This is a genomic window from Bacillus sp. RC252, from assembly GCF_044909215.1.
Lineage (GTDB): Bacteria > Bacillota > Bacilli > Bacillales > Bacillaceae_G > Bacillus_A > Bacillus_A mycoides.
The window spans coordinates 201,359-213,976 of sequence record NZ_JBIYDV010000008.1; the positions used below are offsets into that span (position 1 = coordinate 201,359).

A 12,618-nucleotide genomic window follows, 5' to 3' on the forward strand; every position below is an offset into this window, starting at 1 on the left:
TGTCTAGAATATATTTCAGCTAAAAAAATAAGACAGCGTATTACGAACTTTACTTTTCATTAAAAGAAACAAAAAAATTCCTATCCTTTCAAAAGATAAACTTCCCAATACTTTTGACCTTACTCCGCTCGAAACAAAAAAACCCTTACCGCTTCTATCCACAGCTCGAGCCTCTCTCCCATCAAAAAAGAAGGGGTTGGTTTTATTCTTTATCTGCTTTCCCTTCAAAACTAAGACCTTCTCCTCATAACCTTCCCCTTTAGCCTCATCATCTCTCTGGTTTCACTCCGCTCGAAACAAAAAAAGGCCCCAACCGCTTCTATCCACGGTTCGAGCCTCTCTCCCATCAAAAAAGAAGGGTTTTGTTTGGTTTTATTCTTTATCCGCTTTCCCAAGCTCATATGCTTCGCCCATTACTTTCATCAATAGCTCTAACACCGGCTGTGCTTTCTCCATATCAAGTGCAATTCCATTAGAATCTAAAATTGCCTTTGCTTCTGGTAAATGCTTCATTGCGATTTGTAAAAATTGCATACTTTTTTCGTTCATGTAATCTCTTCCTCTCCATTAAAGCTTTTCAATCAATTATCCATACAATAGTGTAACACGCGTGCTACCCTTCGTATAACTCTTTATATTTTTTCATATGTGCCAATTGTTTATTTAAACCGAATTCTACTGGTGTATTTTCTTGAATAGAAATGACCTCTACAGCTTCATCTCTTACTTCCACATTTTTGTTATTTACTTTATCATCTGCATGTAAAAGACTCATACCTTTTTCCCATAACTCTTCTTTTCCACTAAGTAAATTATATATACCGAGGTGTTTTACATTCATTCCATTTTCCCATAAATATTCACATACATCTTCAACGTAAAGTAAATCCCTTCCTTTTTCTCCATTTATACAACGGCACTCTTTTTCATCAAGTTCTGATAAAATAAGCTGATGATACATCATAAACGACGGTTGCCACGGCCCATATAATGTAGGAACTCGATATGCACTATATTGTAATTCGCCTTTTTTCAACCCTTCTTCCACTTTCGAAAATAGATGTTTGTTTTCGGATTCTTCAGTGCTTCCTATTTCAATAGAAGAAATTAGATTTAACTTTACTTTATTTTTTTCACACATCCTTACGATTCGTTTTAAATATTGTAATATGACCCTTTCATTCCGAAATCCACTTTGCTGATTCGGCTCATACAAGCAAAAATAAACTGTATCGAAACTCTCTTCCTCTACCGATCGCCATCCGTCTTCATCCCTTATAGAATAGTACGTAAATAACGCATTCCGCCCAATCAACAATAATTTCTCTTCATTAATTTTTGTCATACTATCAAATTCATCAAAATCAAGACCATATACTTCTACTTCTTCTGCAATCATTTTATTCACAAGGTGATAACCTACAAACGTAAGTGCACCTATAATCAGCACGCGTTTCATACCACCAACCCTTTCCCCTTGAAACAAATAGCTCCTCATTTATGTATATGGGAGCTTCACAATTCTTCTTCATATTTTTTAAAGAAATCAGTCGTTTGTCTAACCATTTTATATTTCACATCTTGCAGATGGAATAAAACAGAAGTATCGCATTGATTGAATTGCCTCATTTTCTCGTATTTACGTAACAATTGTTTTCTTCCTCTTTTTTCCTGTGTTGAGACAAAAATTTTAACAGGTACACAAGACGGCAGAAGCGCAAATGATTTCTTATTTATTTTTGATTCTAATTCTTCTTCTTTGGAATCATACGCCAAACTTAATTCCTTCACTAATCTTTTGTAAAAAAACTTATGCTCTTTCTCAAAATCCACATATTCTGGTAAATCTAAACACGGATTTAACATAACGACAGAACGTATACATTCAGGGTATTTGTTCATCATCTCCAGCGCTACAAGCGCTCCCATACCATCTGCCATAATGTGCATTTTCGCATTCAATGTCTCTTTTCTTAGAACGACATCATACAAACGTTTTGCAAGACAAACAGCTCGGTCGTTCCCCCAATGCCTTCCATATAAGTTAGATGAAAAGACCGTATAGCCTTTTTCAATAAGGCCCTGTAAAAAATAAGCTCTCCCTGCATGCTGTGTCCATAAACTTGTACCATTCTCAATAAAATAGTTATAATCTCCTAGGAGCATAACAGAAAATCCATTTGGCTTTTCCGGTAAATAAATTACACATGGTTCTTTTTCTAAGTAAAAAAAACGTTCCGTAATACTCATTTTTCTCCCGCCTTATTTTCTAAACGTATAAAAGTACTCTTTTATAATGTATGAACAGAATGCAAATTTGCGTTGAAAAATCTACAAATATTTTTCTATATTCTTTTTTCAATTGTGTTACAATAAGGACAGATTGAACGAATAGAGGTGTAAAATATGCGTTTCATTTGGGCATTAATTTGGTCGTTCGCGCTTGTACATATGATGAGCTACGTAATCGGCTCTATGACTGGCGGTACATACGATTTTAACCAAGCGTCTATTTTCTCAGTTGTTCTTGCGGTATTAGTATTAGCGATTGCAGCTGCGATTCCAAACGAGCCAGTAGAACAACACTAAAAAGAGTCCGGATTTTATCCGAACTCTTTTTTTACTTTACATGAACGACTAATTCGTTATTTTCTACATCAACCACTACGTGACTATTGTCAGTAATCGTTCCTGCAATTAATTCTCTCGCTAATTTCGTCTCAACTTGACGCTGTACGTATCGTTTTAACGGACGAGCTCCGTACATCGGATCGAATCCAGCTTCTACAACAAATTCTTTTGCAGATTCCGTCAATTCTAATGATATGTGGCGATCTGCTAAACGCCCTTGTAATTCTTGTACAATCTTATCAACAATACCTTTAATTTCATTCCTTGTCAGAGGTTTGAATAAAATAATTTCATCGACACGGTTTAAGAATTCCGGTCGGAAATGTCCTCTTAATTGTCCCATTACAAGTTCTCTTGACTCTTCTTTAATAGAACCATCTTCTTCTAGCCCTTCTAATAAATGAGCAGATCCAATATTTGAAGTCATAATAATAACCGTATTTTTAAAGTCTACTGTACGTCCTTGTGAATCTGTAATGCGGCCATCGTCTAACATTTGTAATAAAATGTTGAATACTTCTGGATGTGCTTTTTCGATTTCATCTAACAAAATAACAGAATACGGTTTACGTCTTACTGCTTCTGTTAATTGTCCACCTTCTTCATATCCAACATATCCAGGAGGCGCACCAATTAAGCGTGACACTGCGTGTTTCTCCATATACTCAGACATATCGATACGAATCATTTGCTCTTCACTGTCAAATAATGTTTGCGCTAACGTTTTTGCAAGCTCAGTTTTACCAACACCTGTAGGGCCTAAGAAAATAAATGAACCAATTGGACGATTCGGATCTTTAATGCCAGCGCGCGCACGAAGAACTGCGTCTGATACAAGGCTTACCGCTTCCTCTTGACCGATAACACGCTCTGATAAAATTTGTTCAAGACGTAATAATTTCTCACGTTCACCTTCAACGAGTTTTGCGACAGGAATACCAGTCCATCTTGAAACAATGTCTGCAATTTCTTCTTCGCTTACTTCCTCGCGTAATAAACGATTTTCTTGTTTATTATGTGCACCCATCTCTTCCGCTTCTTTTAACTCTTTTTCGATAGCTGGAATTTTCCCGTGGCGAAGCTCAGCTGCTTTATTTAAATCGTAATTTCCTTCTGCTTCTTCTAACTCACGGCGTAAGCGCTCTAAATGCTCACGTAAGTCACGCACTTTGTGAATGTCTTCTTTTTCTTTCTCCCATTTCGCTCTCATACTACTTGCAACTTCTTTTAAATCCGATAATTCACGTTGCAATGTTTTTAGGCGCTCTTGACTACCTAAATCTTTTTCTTTCCCAAGAGCAGCTTCTTCAATTTCCAGCTGCATAATGCGACGCGTTACTTCATCTAATTCTGTTGGCATAGAATCAATTTCTGTTCGAATTGTTGCACAAGCTTCATCAACAAGATCAATTGCTTTATCGGGCAAGAAACGATCTGAAATATATCGATCTGATAAAACAGATGCCGCTACAATCGCGCGGTCATGAATATTTACACCGTGATAAATTTCAAAACGCTCTTTTAAACCACGTAAAATGGAAATTGTATCCTCAACAGTTGGCTCTTCTGCTAACACTTGTTGGAAACGTCTTTCTAACGCTGGATCTTTCTCAATATATTTACGGTATTCATCTAATGTCGTTGCCCCGATACAATGCAGTTCACCACGCGCTAGCATTGGTTTTAACATATTTCCCGCATCCATCGCTCCTTCTGTTTTACCAGCGCCGACGATTGTATGAAGTTCATCAATGAATAATAAAATACGGCCTTCACTCTTTTTAATTTCATTTAATACAGCTTGCAGACGTTCTTCAAACTCACCGCGGAATTTTGCTCCGGCCACAAGTGCACTCATATCTAAAGCGAAAATTGTTCTATCTTTTAATCCTTCTGGAACATCTTTTTTCACAATACGCTGCGCTAATCCTTCAACGATTGCTGTTTTACCAACACCTGGCTCTCCGATTAAAACGGGGTTATTTTTCGTTTTGCGTGAAAGAATGCGGATTACGCGGCGAATTTCACTATCTCTGCCAATTACAGGATCAATTTTCCCCGCTCTTACTTCAGCCACTAAATCACGGCCATATTTTTCTAACGCTTCATAAGTTGCTTCTGGATTTTGACTAGTCACTCTTTGATTCCCCCGAACTGTCATTAAAGACTGTAATAAGTTATCTTTCGTAATATAAAATTTTGCAAATAATTGATTTATATCGCCTTTCTCTTCAGAAAAAGCAAGTAATACATGTTCGATTGAAATGTAGTCATCTTGCAATTTCTCCGCTTCTTTTCCCGCTTTTACAAGCAGTTGTTGCAAAGCACCTGTTACATATAATTTCCCTGCCTCTGCCCCGCTTCCAGTTACAGAAGGCTTTTTCTTAATTAAACTTTCGGCGCCTTGCTTTAACGCTTCTATATCGACATTCATTTTTTGAAAAATACGTACTGTTAATCCGTCTTGCTGCTCTAATAACGTAAGCAATAGATGAACAGTATCTACTTCTTGATGATGATGAGATACCGCTAAAGATTGAGCACTCATAATCGCTTCCTGTGTTTTCGTTGTCATTTGATTTAAGTCCATCTTTACAGCCCTCCAAATGTTTGACTTTCTTTGACCTTTGATTTGATTATACGCCAACTGACTTTTTTATACAATAATTTTGCTTATGTAGTTCAAACTTATTATTGGAAAAAGAAAAAAGTAACATTCATTTTCCTAATCAAAAAAGCCGCAATAACGATTGCGGCTTCTGTTACGGTTTTCTTTTATATGTCCACTGACGGTTATGATTTGCGTTCTCTGGAAACTTTTCACCGGCAGTTAATTGTACCATTTGCGGATCTTTCACCATACTTCCCGTTTCACCAATTTCTACGTAAATGCCATCATTTGGCGCTTTTTGCCCTGAACGAAACCTGCGATTTTGTCCCATTTTCATTCTCCTTCCATGACGTCTTGCCTCATTAGTATATCCATTTTAAAAGAAAGCCTTTCTGTCATGTTTAGGAAACAAGTACTACCGTTTACCCATGTACATATATATAATTACACAAGCTTAAGCAGGAATTATTGGCATATTTGTTGAAAAAAAAGAAACCAACCTACTTTAGGCCAGTTTCAAAGGAGAGTCAAACATATACGAGAAGATTACATGTTCATTATAAGTCGCATCATTCAAACAATGTAACCCTTTTCACAAATTGTACATAATGAAAGAAACATTGTTTGAACTTTCTAAAAAGACATTGACTTTTCCTAATTTCCAACGAGAAATAGTAGACACCACAGCGCTTCGCGACGTAAGATGGATATATAGTGAAACTTTCATCTACAGTAGTTTCACCCAGTCTAACCTCTTATTTCTGCATATTAAAAACGGAAATACAGATAGAATCAAAAAATTTATTATAAGAGGTGAAATTATGAACAAACAACATTTAATCGCATTAGACTTAGACGGAACTTTATTAACAGACAACAAAATAATTTCTCCAAGAACGAAAAACACAATTGCAAAAGCAAAAGAACAAGGACATATTGTCGTTATTTCAACAGGACGTCCATTCCGCGCTAGTTACGATTATTATAAAGAACTTAGCCTTAACACACCAATCGTAAACTTTAATGGAGCTTACGTGCATCACCCTCTTGATTCAAGTTGGGGAACACATCACTCTCCTCTTGAACTTTCAACAGCGCAGGAAATCGTCCGAGCTTGCTTTGATTTCGGCGTGAAAAATGTCTACGCTGAAGTCATCGATGATGTGTATGTCCGTGAAATTGATGAAGATAAAAAACATATTTTTGAATTCGGTTCTCCAAGGATTTTCACAGGAGATTTATTAAATATTTTAAACGACCATCCAACTTGCTTATTAATCGATGCACATGACGAGCATTCTGCTGCAATTCGCCAGCATTTAACAGATATGCATGCTGAAGTCATCAACCATAGAAAATGGGGTGCACCTTGGCCAATTATTGAAATTGTAAAAAGCGGATTAAATAAAGCTGTCGGATTACAAAAAATTTCAGGCCATTATAACATTCCTAAAGAGCGAATTATCGCCTTTGGTGATGAGGATAACGACTTTGAAATGATCGAATTTGCTGGTCATGGAATCGCAATGGGTAATGCGATTCCTGAATTAAAATCACTTGCAAATCATACGACATTAACGAATGAAGAAGATGGTATCGCTCTATATTTAGAAGAGGTTCTTGGATTGTAATCTAAAAATTCCCTGCTTATAGTTTCTCGCCAAACGCTCATACTATTATTAGACGCAAAAGTCAGCGCGTCAATTGTTTTCAGCTAAATAAAGGGGGTTTTTCGAATGGGTAAAAAGAACAAATCAAAACGTTTTATCCAGCAAGGAGCCGATGCTGTTATGAAGCATGATGCAAGATTCCCGTACAGAGGTACATTAGCTGAGGCAGAAAAAGCGAGAAGTAACTCTTCGTTTGGAGGGGTTTAAATGGGGAACTTACTATTCCAACAAGCTAGAGACGCTGTTTCAAGTGCCGTTTCTTGTTCAAGTGGTGCTGAACAACAGGAACTCGTTTATAGAGCAAAAAACTCTTTGCACTCTGCTTATGCAAACTCTTCAACTGCTGAAAAAGTTCAGCTACGTGAAATGCAGGAGCAATTGCAAAACATTACGAATTCGCATTAAAAAAGGAGGACCAGCTTTGGTCCTCTTTAATCTTTTCTAAACAATCCAAACACACCGACCGTTTGCAGTATATTTGTAAATGCACCTGGGTCCACTTGTTTAATAACCCTCTCTAATTCGTACAACTCGTAACGAGTAATAACAATCATTAACATTTCTTTATTTTCATTTGTATAAGCACCTGTTGCTGGTATAGTTGTAATCCCTCTCACTAAGCGAGAGTGAATCGCTTTTCGCACATCTGCCCCGTTCTTTGTAACAATTAATGCCGTAATTTTCACATGACGGGTATGAATCGCATCAATAATTCTCGTTGATACATACAAAGTGACTAAAGTATATAATGCCTTTTCCCATCCATACACATAGCCAGCGGCGATAATGATAAGTGCATTAAAGAAGAAAAAATACGTACCGACAGGCTTATCTTTTATTTTTGATAAAATCATGGCAATAATATCTAGGCCACCTGTAGAAGCCCCCCACTTTAAAGCAACCCCTACCCCAATCGCTGAAATAATACCACCAAAAATCGCATTCAATATAATATCGTTCGAAACCGCTCTAACTGGGATAATTTCTAAAAACAAAGTCATAAATACAACACAAAGAAAACTAAAAAATGTAAAGGCCTTCCCAACCTTTTTCCACGCTAAAATAACGACAGGAATATTAAACAAACTAAACAATACCCCCGTAGATATATGAATAGATAAAAAGTCACCTAATATTTGTGACAATAATTGAGACAATCCAGCAAAACCACTCGCATACACTTTCGCTGGTGTTAAAAATAAATTCATCCCAATCGCATTTAATAAACCCGCAATAATTACAACGACTAACTTCTTAATAAGTTCAGTATAATTCAGCTTCAAATCCATTTCTAATCCACCTTTAGTATTCATGAATGCACCGCTATACATAGTCTTTACGAAAAAGGAAATGATAAACATACAACGTTTAGAAATGGAGTTGATACATATGCCACATACTAGCGATAACGACAAAAAAGCACGCGACAATAATGCAAAGCGCACTCAAAAAAATGAACAAGAGCAAAAAAATATTCAGCAAGGAAAACGTGCATATTCTAAGAAAACCGATCACCTTTGATTACATCGTACATCAACTTTAATGTTGATGTACTTTTTTTACATTTTACAGGGAAAAAACATTAAAAATTCACTTCATGTTCACTTCTATATTCTACAATAGCGATAACATATTCGGATGAGGTGTTAGCATGAAAGGAAAAAGTACATTCATTATCACTGCACTAATAAGTATATTAATACTATCTGCTTGCGGACAAAAAAATGACTCGGCCACAATCGCTACAACAACAAACTCAACCATTACGAAGAGCGATTTCGAAAAACAATTGAAAGATCGATACGGAAAAGACACGCTATACGAAATGGTAGCACAAGATGTTATTACTAAAAAATATAAAGTATCTGATGATGCAGTAGATAAAGAAGTAGAAAAAGCAAAAGATCAATACGGAGAACAATTCAAAGCAACACTAGAAAATAATCGTTTAAAAGATGAAGAAGATTTCAAAAATCAAATTAAATTCAAACTTGCATTGAATGAAGCGATTAAACAAAGCGTTACAGAAAAAGATGTGAAAGACCACTATAAACCAGAAATTAAAGCTAGTCACATTTTAGTAAGTAACGAAAATGAAGCGAAAGAGATAAAGAAGAAATTAGATACCGGCACTTCATTTGAAGAATTAGCAAAACAAGAATCTCAAGATTTAGCATCAAAAGATAATGGCGGAGACCTCGGATACTTCGGGGCAGGAAAAATGACACCTGAATTTGAAAAAGCTGCCTACAAATTAAAGCCCGGCCAAATTAGCAATCCCGTAAAATCACCAAACGGCTATCACATTATTAAACTAACTGATAAAAAAGATTTACAACCTTACGATAAAGTGAAAGACTCTATACGTAAAGACTTAGAAGAAGAACGTCTTGCCGACCCTTCCTTCGGTCAAAAATTATTACAAGATGAATTAAAAAAGGCGGATATTAAAATAAATGATAGTGACTTAAAAGATACATTTTCTCATCTTTTTGGGAAAGAGAACTAAAATAAAGCACGATTTTATTTTTTCAAATAAGGTCGTGCTTTTTATTCTTTCATTAATACTTTCAGCTTTTTCTTCAGACTTTTATAATGCCAATTGATGTGATCTAGTTCGATCTCTACTTCAATTAATATATCTATTAAGTCGTCTTTATTTTGCTGAGATTTCATAATATTTTCAAGCAATTTTTCGAATCTTTCACTACTCTCATATATATCATTTAAATCCACCGCTAATATTTCACGTTCTTTTTCAGGGCATACTACGGAAAGACGGTTTATTAATTGTTCTAGTACATTATCTTGCCCTTCCGTACCTCCGTTTCAATATCTCATCTATTCTTTCTTAATCTCTTGTAACAAAAGCATACAAAATTCAACTGAAGCTATTAGGGGGCACCATACCCAAAAAAGAAAACTGTACATTTAGACATTAAATTGACGTATTTCAATTTATTCCCTGTACGTTAAGGAATTAGTTTGTATATTTGTGGAGATATACGAGACAGGTGTGAATTTAGGGGAATCCAATATTTTCTATTCAAATATGATAGAATGAAAATATATCCAAAAGGAGGAACAACAAATGAACTCAAACACAAAACAGTTTATTTATGATATCCAGCAAAGAAAGAACAATTATATGGAAAATGTATTAATAGCAATACAACACCCTAAAAAAGAGCAATCTGAACAGGTCATTCAAAATATAGTAGAGAAGATGGATATGATGATTAGTTTAGTTACTACTTATATGAGGATTGAATCAGGATCTACGGAAGAATTAGAAGCACTTCAGGAAGAAATCATTCATGCTCAAGCATATATTCAAAAACGAAAATTTGAAGAAACACAGAGATAAAATCCTGTATTTTTATTTGGGCGTCTATGACGCCAATCGGTTATAAATCAAACTAGATGTAATTTGATCATTGTTTTGGCATAATCCATACAATTTGTTGAATACGTACAATATGCGGACCTTATCTTCAATGAGCAAATGATCCGGTTCACATTCTTTAACTTTCCTCTTACATTACCTCTTACAGCTTCAATAACCACATGTTTACCAATTACCGATTGTAATGTCTAATATACGTAGGGATTAGGTACACTTACCATATTTTGTTCACTAAAGTCATTTGCCTCTAAAAAGCTCATTCTATAGGACTCCTTTCTAACTTACATTTTTTCTCTTAATATATGATATAAATCTTATAACTATACTAGAAGGATAATTAATTATAAAAAACAAAACTAACATTTTAATAAGGTGCGTTTTCTATTCCTAAATTGCTAAAAAATTATTTATATAAGGTTACTTTTACTAGTTAATAGGTGATGATATAGGGATATTTTGAATGTACATCCAGGCTGTTCCTTTCAAGATATGTATCATTTTAAATACGCCCTTTATTAGAATAGTGCTCATACATTTTTTGAGATTCTTTAGTAATACGTGCGTTAAGTAAAATTGTTAACAATAAAAACACTCCATATTTCCCCCCTGTAGCTCCTATGATAATCACACTACTACAAACAAGCACAATTAATAAGATAAACGAAACGAAACTAAATAAATACAGTCATAATTCTTTGACATTTCCTCATATTTTATGCGTTCTTTCCTTGCATCCATCTAAATTATCCATTTCACTATAAAATAAATTCCGACCTTAAAAAGAAAAATCTGTCCATTTAAATAATTAGTTTGTTTTTTTAGCAACTAATGTATATAACATGAAAAGAAATCCTACCAATGTTAAGCTTTCCACTATGATAATCCCGACCCTCTCCTTCCTATTAACCCCAACACATCAGATGAAAATTATGTGTACCCCATATTAGCTGCAGCAAACAAAAAGGATCCTCCCTTCTCTTAAAGGCTGATCCTTTTCTTCGTGCATTCAACTATTTTTAGCTATTCTTGATTAATTAGAATAACAGCTGGTCCATCTACACGAATTCCACCAACTTCGATTTTTTCATAAGGCTCAACTGTAATAGAAATGACCCCTTTCCGCTTCTTTAATTCTTTACTTAATTCTTTGGTTAACATTTTTTTTATGTGTGCACTCCTTCTTACTGCTTAATTTACTATTGTTATGTAAATAAAATTAAAAGGGGTTTCCTGGTCTGGAAACCATTTTTTGTAGTTAACCATATGGTGTTACCAGTTCGCTTATCAATTTTACGTAAAGAAGATAAACAATTACTATTCACTGTCTCAGTAGATGTAAGAAATTCTTAAAGATAGCGGTGAGATTGATTGTTTTTTCTTCTAGAAATAATGACTTAGATAGTATATTACCTAAAACAATGAAAGCCCTACCTCTCTTTCATCCTTACGGCTCCTTGTCCGTGCCAGTGTGAATCAGGATTGCAAAATCAAGTGACTATTTAATCGAGTTATTTGATGAAACTTCGAACGTTCGTAAAAGAAATTTAAAAATAAAAATGAATTAGATTGAAGTAATAACAAAAGAGGTTCCTACTCTAAAAGTGAGTTAAAGAAGTTGAATGTCTTTGAAATGATTTACTTTTAATAATCATCATATTCCCGAAAAATTCAGGATATTTTCGGGGGATGTAATACATTATCTATAATGAATCTTAACAGAAACTTTTTATTTGATTTTCAGTGATTCCTTTAATTAATCCTAGTTCACTAATCAAAAATTCATGTGCGTTATCCAACATTTTTTTTTCGCTTGTATTAAGTGCCTTTTCTTTCTTCATACGCATTAAATCACGTACAACTTCAGCACCTTCTTGTATTTCACCCGTTTTTATTTTGTCCGTGTTCACTTTATACCTTTGTTTCCACGGCAATAATTTATCTGATTCTCCATGCTGAAAAATTTGTATAATGTGTTTTAATGCAAGTATATCAGTAACTGGGCGTATACTCGAACTTAATATTTTCCCCATAGGAATCATGACTTGCATATTACTGATCGACATTTTTATAACATAATACTGTTGTTTTTTTCCTGAGAATTCTTTTTCTTCTATGGCTTCAATTATACCTGCTCCGTGCATTGGATAAACAATGTTATCGCCAATTTGAAACATATAATCCACCTCCATATATGGTAACCTTCTCAACCTTAACATATATGTGATTTTTTATCAAATATTTTATAATATCATAAAATCGTTTTTATCGTCAACTACTTTTTTGACAAAAATTAAATTAAG

Annotated in this window: 16 protein-coding genes and 2 pseudogenes; 7 read left to right on the forward strand and 11 right to left on the reverse strand. The window is 34.7% G+C overall.

Translation table 11 applies throughout. The annotated features are described in order from the left end of the window. Positions 1 to 372 precede the first annotated feature (372 nt). The 3 genes from ABH960_RS14090 to ABH960_RS14100 form a co-directional block, all read right to left on the reverse strand. The gene (locus ABH960_RS14090) at positions 373 to 549 is read right to left on the reverse strand and encodes a ComZ family protein (RefSeq protein ID WP_002011319.1); all 177 of its coding nucleotides are present in this window, start codon (positions 547 to 549) and stop codon (positions 373 to 375) included. A gap of 64 nt (positions 550 to 613) precedes the next feature. After that, positions 614 to 1,486: an NAD-dependent epimerase/dehydratase family protein gene (locus tag ABH960_RS14095; protein ID WP_404445907.1), complete on the reverse strand. Its 873-nt coding sequence runs from the start codon at positions 1,484 to 1,486 to the stop codon at positions 614 to 616. A 29-nt stretch (positions 1,487 to 1,515) separates the two neighbouring features. Further along, positions 1,516 to 2,250 carry a lipase family protein gene (locus tag ABH960_RS14100; protein ID WP_404445910.1) on the reverse strand — a complete coding sequence of 245 codons (735 nt, stop codon included), beginning with the start codon at positions 2,248 to 2,250 and terminating at the stop codon, positions 1,516 to 1,518. 156 nt (positions 2,251 to 2,406) lie between these two features. Between ABH960_RS14100 and ABH960_RS14105 the strand changes: the two genes are divergently transcribed. Then, complete coding sequence (locus ABH960_RS14105; RefSeq protein ID WP_001211111.1) at positions 2,407 to 2,589, forward strand: YjzD family protein; 183 nt, start codon at positions 2,407 to 2,409, stop codon at positions 2,587 to 2,589. A gap of 31 nt (positions 2,590 to 2,620) precedes the next feature. On the opposite strand, the gene clpB is transcribed toward ABH960_RS14105, so the two are convergent. Continuing rightward, complete coding sequence (clpB, locus tag ABH960_RS14110; protein WP_404445913.1) at positions 2,621 to 5,221, reverse strand: ATP-dependent chaperone ClpB; 2,601 nt, start codon at positions 5,219 to 5,221, stop codon at positions 2,621 to 2,623. A 172-nt stretch (positions 5,222 to 5,393) separates the two neighbouring features. Further along, positions 5,394 to 5,573, reverse strand: coding sequence for a YjzC family protein (locus ABH960_RS14115; RefSeq protein ID WP_404445916.1), 180 nt, complete (start codon positions 5,571 to 5,573; stop codon positions 5,394 to 5,396). Between the two features lie 490 nt (positions 5,574 to 6,063). Between ABH960_RS14115 and ABH960_RS14120 the strand changes: the two genes are divergently transcribed. The 3 genes from ABH960_RS14120 to ABH960_RS14130 all read left to right on the forward strand — a co-directional run bounded on the left by ABH960_RS14120 (position 6,064) and on the right by ABH960_RS14130 (position 7,317). Further along, entirely contained in the window at positions 6,064 to 6,873 is an 810-nt protein-coding gene (locus tag ABH960_RS14120) for a Cof-type HAD-IIB family hydrolase (RefSeq protein WP_404445919.1), read from the forward strand. A 105-nt stretch (positions 6,874 to 6,978) separates the two neighbouring features. Continuing rightward, positions 6,979 to 7,119 carry a hypothetical protein gene (locus ABH960_RS14125; RefSeq protein ID WP_000516816.1) on the forward strand — a complete coding sequence of 47 codons (141 nt, stop codon included), beginning with the start codon at positions 6,979 to 6,981 and terminating at the stop codon, positions 7,117 to 7,119. Further along, positions 7,120 to 7,317 carry a DUF3813 domain-containing protein gene (locus tag ABH960_RS14130; RefSeq protein WP_002011309.1) on the forward strand — a complete coding sequence of 66 codons (198 nt, stop codon included), beginning with the start codon at positions 7,120 to 7,122 and terminating at the stop codon, positions 7,315 to 7,317. 26 nt (positions 7,318 to 7,343) lie between these two features. On the opposite strand, the gene ABH960_RS14135 is transcribed toward ABH960_RS14130, so the two are convergent. After that, the gene (locus tag ABH960_RS14135) at positions 7,344 to 8,201 is read right to left on the reverse strand and encodes a YitT family protein (protein WP_002134951.1); all 858 of its coding nucleotides are present in this window, start codon (positions 8,199 to 8,201) and stop codon (positions 7,344 to 7,346) included. Positions 8,202 to 8,301: 100 nt separating this feature from the next. Between ABH960_RS14135 and ABH960_RS14140 the strand changes: the two genes are divergently transcribed. Beyond that, positions 8,302 to 8,433, forward strand: coding sequence for a DUF3941 domain-containing protein (locus ABH960_RS14140; RefSeq protein ID WP_001120851.1), 132 nt, complete (start codon positions 8,302 to 8,304; stop codon positions 8,431 to 8,433). 130 nt (positions 8,434 to 8,563) lie between these two features. Beyond that, positions 8,564 to 9,421, forward strand: coding sequence for a peptidylprolyl isomerase PrsA (gene prsA / locus ABH960_RS14145; protein ID WP_201066397.1), 858 nt, complete (start codon positions 8,564 to 8,566; stop codon positions 9,419 to 9,421). Positions 9,422 to 9,462: 41 nt separating this feature from the next. Here prsA and ABH960_RS14150 read toward each other — a convergent pair whose 3' ends face one another. Further along, positions 9,463 to 9,699 carry a hypothetical protein gene (locus ABH960_RS14150; protein ID WP_131246108.1) on the reverse strand — a complete coding sequence of 79 codons (237 nt, stop codon included), beginning with the start codon at positions 9,697 to 9,699 and terminating at the stop codon, positions 9,463 to 9,465. Between the two features lie 304 nt (positions 9,700 to 10,003). Here ABH960_RS14150 and ABH960_RS14155 point away from each other — a divergent pair, with 304 nt between their 5' ends. Further along, positions 10,004 to 10,279, forward strand: coding sequence for a hypothetical protein (locus ABH960_RS14155; RefSeq protein WP_002166150.1), 276 nt, complete (start codon positions 10,004 to 10,006; stop codon positions 10,277 to 10,279). Positions 10,280 to 10,346: 67 nt separating this feature from the next. Here the strand turns inward: ABH960_RS14155 and ABH960_RS14160 are convergent. The 4 genes and pseudogenes from ABH960_RS14160 to ABH960_RS14175 form a co-directional block, all read right to left on the reverse strand. Then, positions 10,347 to 10,578: pseudogene (locus tag ABH960_RS14160) on the reverse strand (DUF2642 domain-containing protein). Positions 10,579 to 10,817: 239 nt separating this feature from the next. Beyond that, a pseudogene (locus ABH960_RS14165) lies at positions 10,818 to 11,056 on the reverse strand (hypothetical protein). 282 nt (positions 11,057 to 11,338) lie between these two features. After that, the gene (locus ABH960_RS14170; RefSeq protein WP_404445987.1) at positions 11,339 to 11,485 is read right to left on the reverse strand and encodes a BC1881 family protein; all 147 of its coding nucleotides are present in this window, start codon (positions 11,483 to 11,485) and stop codon (positions 11,339 to 11,341) included. A 545-nt stretch (positions 11,486 to 12,030) separates the two neighbouring features. Next, on the reverse strand, positions 12,031 to 12,492 hold the full coding sequence (locus ABH960_RS14175) for a CarD family transcriptional regulator (RefSeq protein WP_002166152.1): 462 nt from the start codon (positions 12,490 to 12,492) through the stop codon (positions 12,031 to 12,033). Positions 12,493 to 12,618: the final 126 nt, after the last annotated feature.

Excerpts from the sequence above, each read along its gene's own strand:
- clpB (WP_404445913.1), bottom strand. The coding sequence starts at position 5,221 with ATGGACTTAAATCAAATGACAACGAAAACACAGGAAGCGATTATGAGT.
- ABH960_RS14135 (WP_002134951.1), bottom strand. The coding sequence starts at position 8,201 with ATGGATTTGAAGCTGAATTATACTGAACTTATTAAGAAGTTAGTCGTT.
- ABH960_RS14175 (WP_002166152.1), bottom strand. The coding sequence starts at position 12,492 with ATGTTTCAAATTGGCGATAACATTGTTTATCCAATGCACGGAGCAGGT.
- ABH960_RS14155 (WP_002166150.1), top strand. The coding sequence starts at position 10,004 with ATGAACTCAAACACAAAACAGTTTATTTATGATATCCAGCAAAGAAAG.
- ABH960_RS14105 (WP_001211111.1), top strand. The coding sequence starts at position 2,407 with ATGCGTTTCATTTGGGCATTAATTTGGTCGTTCGCGCTTGTACATATG.
- prsA (WP_201066397.1), top strand. The coding sequence starts at position 8,564 with ATGAAAGGAAAAAGTACATTCATTATCACTGCACTAATAAGTATATTA.
- ABH960_RS14120 (WP_404445919.1), top strand. The coding sequence starts at position 6,064 with ATGAACAAACAACATTTAATCGCATTAGACTTAGACGGAACTTTATTA.
- ABH960_RS14125 (WP_000516816.1), top strand. The coding sequence starts at position 6,979 with ATGGGTAAAAAGAACAAATCAAAACGTTTTATCCAGCAAGGAGCCGAT.
- ABH960_RS14130 (WP_002011309.1), top strand. The coding sequence starts at position 7,120 with ATGGGGAACTTACTATTCCAACAAGCTAGAGACGCTGTTTCAAGTGCC.
- ABH960_RS14090 (WP_002011319.1), bottom strand. The coding sequence starts at position 549 with ATGAACGAAAAAAGTATGCAATTTTTACAAATCGCAATGAAGCATTTA.
- ABH960_RS14100 (WP_404445910.1), bottom strand. The coding sequence starts at position 2,250 with ATGAGTATTACGGAACGTTTTTTTTACTTAGAAAAAGAACCATGTGTA.
- ABH960_RS14115 (WP_404445916.1), bottom strand. The coding sequence starts at position 5,573 with ATGGGACAAAATCGCAGGTTTCGTTCAGGGCAAAAAGCGCCAAATGAT.
- ABH960_RS14140 (WP_001120851.1), top strand. The coding sequence starts at position 8,302 with ATGCCACATACTAGCGATAACGACAAAAAAGCACGCGACAATAATGCA.